General features: G+C 59.3%; 3 protein-coding genes. All 3 read left to right on the top strand.

Annotated features, from left to right (window positions below; all coding sequences use genetic code 11):
• Nucleotides 1-686: 686 nt before the first annotated feature.
• Complete coding sequence (locus tag AC1D06_RS42210) at nucleotides 687-1,697, top strand: ABC transporter substrate-binding protein (protein WP_477991490.1); 1,011 nt, start codon at nucleotides 687-689, stop codon at nucleotides 1,695-1,697.
• Nucleotides 1,694-2,269, top strand: a complete 576-nt coding sequence (locus AC1D06_RS42215; RefSeq protein ID WP_477991492.1) for an SCO family protein — start codon at nucleotides 1,694-1,696, stop codon at nucleotides 2,267-2,269. Before AC1D06_RS42210 ends, AC1D06_RS42215 begins: the two co-directional genes overlap by 4 nt.
• A 70-nt stretch (nucleotides 2,270-2,339) precedes the next feature.
• A partial coding sequence (locus AC1D06_RS42220) for a HAMP domain-containing protein (protein ID WP_477991493.1) occupies nucleotides 2,340-3,343 on the top strand: 1,004 nt, incomplete at its 3' end.

Raw genomic sequence — 3,343 nt, forward strand, 5'->3', positions numbered from 1 at the left:
TGGCTATCTTGTGACGCCGGTCAGCATTGAACTTATGCGGCATCGTCGAAATCCGGATCCGGAGACTGAAAAATGCCGCTTGATATCAGGCAGTGGCTGATCCGCGCAACAAGGCTTGCCGGAAAGGCGAAGAGGGCCTGGACCCCTCCGGCGACTGTAGCTCGGTATTCMAAGAGTAGATCCCGGCGAGATTTATGTGCTCCCAACTGAGCAGCGAGACCTGTTTGAGCAGTTCGATCAGCAGTAAATCAAAATGTCCGTAGCCTTCCGCCTGTGGTCCGCGGGTTCCTTTCTCGGGGACTTTCGTACGCCTGCCGGCGCCCGAAACTCTTCACGAAAGTAGACGGGCAGCTTGGGGTCTCTGATCTCAAATGGCGGACCTTCAGGTCGCAGCGCGTATTTTCGTTTCGTGACCCGATCCGGATGTTGTGTGAGAATAAGCTCGAACGTCCAGAATGCGATTCAGGGCCGTCAATGACAGCCGCCTAAATAAGGCGTATGATTGCGCACGGGGAGCTGGAACCCTTCAAGCATCAGCGAACCGGAGCGCAAGACTCCGGCGTTAACATAAGAGTGTGCACCAGCCCATAAGCTTTCGGCTGTGCCGACACCATGTCACCCTCTGCCGGAATCTCTTTGCTCGATTGCTGTCCCAATCCCTTTTTGTAGTTCGGAGGAGCGTACTGATGCCGATCATCCAAACCCGTCGCCGATTCCTCGCCGGGGCTGCAATTTCCGGCGCTGCCGGCATCGTCGGTTTTCCGGAGTTACTCCGGGCGGAACCGCTGGAAACGACCTCGGTTCGTCTGCCGTGGTGGGTGGGTAGTTCCTACTGCTGGGCAGGCGCCTACATCGCCGGAGAACTGATGCGCGCAGAGGGCTTCACCGACGTTCGCTATGTCAAGGGCGACAAGAGCGTCGACCAATCGGTATGGATCGCACGCGGTGAGACCGATTTCTCCGTGAACTTTGCGCCAAATCAGATCGCGTCGATCGACGCCGGCGTGCCCATCAAGGTGCTCACCGGGTTGCACTCGGGATGCCTCGAACTGATCGCCAGGGAGAGCATCCGCAGCGTGACGGATCTGCGCGGCAAGAGGGTCGGCGTGGACGGTTTTAATAACTCGCGACACGTGTGGCTGACCCTTATGGCCGCCTATGTCGGGCTCGATCCCGTCAACGATATTCAGTGGGTCTTGACTGAACGCAACAAGCCGACGGAACTCTTTATCGAGGGGAAGATAGACGCATTCCTCGGCACGCCGCCCCAGCCGCAGGAGCTGCGCGCCAGGAAGATCGGCCACACGATCCTCGACAATGCTGTCGATCGTCCGTGGTCAGAATATTTCTGCTGCATGATCTCCGCCACGGAGGAGTACGTGAACAAGTACCCGGTGGCGACCAAGCGGGTCCTGCGGTCCATCGTCAAGGCCGCCGACCTCTGCGTGTCGGATCCGGGTATGGTGGCGCGGCAGATGGTCGATCGCGAGTTTGTCCCGTCGTACGATTTCGCCCTCCAGACGCTGAAGGATATCCGCTACGACCGGTGGCGGGAATTCGATCCCGAAGACTCCCTGCGTTTCTATGCCCTGCGCATGCAGGAACTGGGCATGATCAAATCCACTCCGCAGAAGATTATCGCCGACGGCACCGACTGGCGCTTCCTCGGCGAATTGAAGCGCGAGCTGAAGACATGAGCAGGTGGCCGGCACTTCTTCTGTCGTTGGCGCTGCTTTCCGGGCCGGCGCATGCGCATGACGCAGCGCACAACCAGCGCCTGCCGACGATCGGACCGGCGTCGGATTTCACCCTGACATCGCAGGACCGGACACCCGTCTCGCTACACGATCTCCGCGGCAAAGTGGTCGCGATTGCGTTCATCTTTGCTTCGTGTACCGACGTCTGCCCGATGCTGACCGACAACATGGCGCGCGTCAAAGCCAAGCTAGGCAGTGCGTTCGGATCCGAGGTCGTATTCGTTACGATCACCGTCGACCCGGAGCGCGACACCCCCGAGGTGCTGAAGCAATATGCCAGGAGTTTCGGCGCAGACTTGAAGGGCTGGTCGTTTCTGACTGGCGATCCGGCGACTGTCCATGAAGTTGGACGAAAATACGGCGTTATCGCGATTAAGACGGCCAATGGTGACGTCGATCATACTCTACTGGCGTCGCTCGTAGATCGGCATGGCATGGTGCGCGTACAATATCTCGGCGCTGGGTTCGACCTGGAGGAGTTCCGGAGTGATCTTCTTAGCCTCCTGGAATAAGCCGGTTAACCTGACGAGACGGCTGATTGGTTGGGTTGCGCAGCTGCCGTTTGGCGTCCAGACCAAGCTGTTGATCGCGTTCCTGTCAATCGTCGGAATGCTGATCGTGCTTGGAGCCGTCGGCTTGCAGGTGCTCAGCGGAGTCAATGCCCAGACGACCGAGCTGATCAAGCTGCAGCGCAAGATTGCCGCCTATCGCCAGGTCCAGCACGACACGACGAACCAACTCTACAGCGTCTCGACTGCGCTTTTGCTTCAGGACGAAAGGATGCTTGATGCGGCGTTGCGCCAGGTCAACCAGTTTGGATACGACCTCGACCGCATGGAGTTTGTCGCCGCAAACGAGAAGCAATTGCTGGCCCAGGTCCGGCAAGAATACAACCAGTTGACCGCAAAGGTCACCCAAGTCGTCGAGCTCATCCGCGCCGGGCGCACCGACGAGGCGCGCAGGATGCAGCTCGATGAAATCATACCATCGGCCGACCGCCTCGAGCGGCTGACCAACCAACTGGTCAACATCGCGGAAGCCGACATGGTGGCGGCAATCAAGGCGACCGAAGGGGCGTACGGGACGTCACGACTGATCGTGGTCTCCTTTGCGGTGGGCAGCATCCTGCTTGCACTCGGGCTCGGCTACATCATCTCCTGGTCATTGATCGAGCCGGTCAAGAAGATCGAGATGCGTCTGCGCCAGATCGCGGCCGGCGACTTTGCGCAACAGGTTGCCGTCGTCAACCGGGACGAGCTTGGCGTGCTTGCCAGAAATGTCAACCAGACGTCCGAGCAGCTGGGGCGGCTATATCAAGAAGTGCAGGCGCGCACGGCCGAGCTTGCACGCTCGGTTGGCGAACTTGAGGCGCTCGGGGAAGTCAGCAAGGCTGTCAACTCGACGCTCGATCTTGACACCGTGCTGGAGACGATCGTGGCGAAGGCGGTGCAACTGTCGGACACGGATGAGGGCATCATTTATGTGTTCAGCAGCACGCGGCAACGATTCCGCCTCCGCGCCACTTTTGGGATGAGCAACGAGCTTGTCGCGGCAGTTTCCAACCAGCCGATAGGGCTGGATGATCC

The organism is Rhizobium sp. P2_G2 (genome assembly GCF_056403555.1).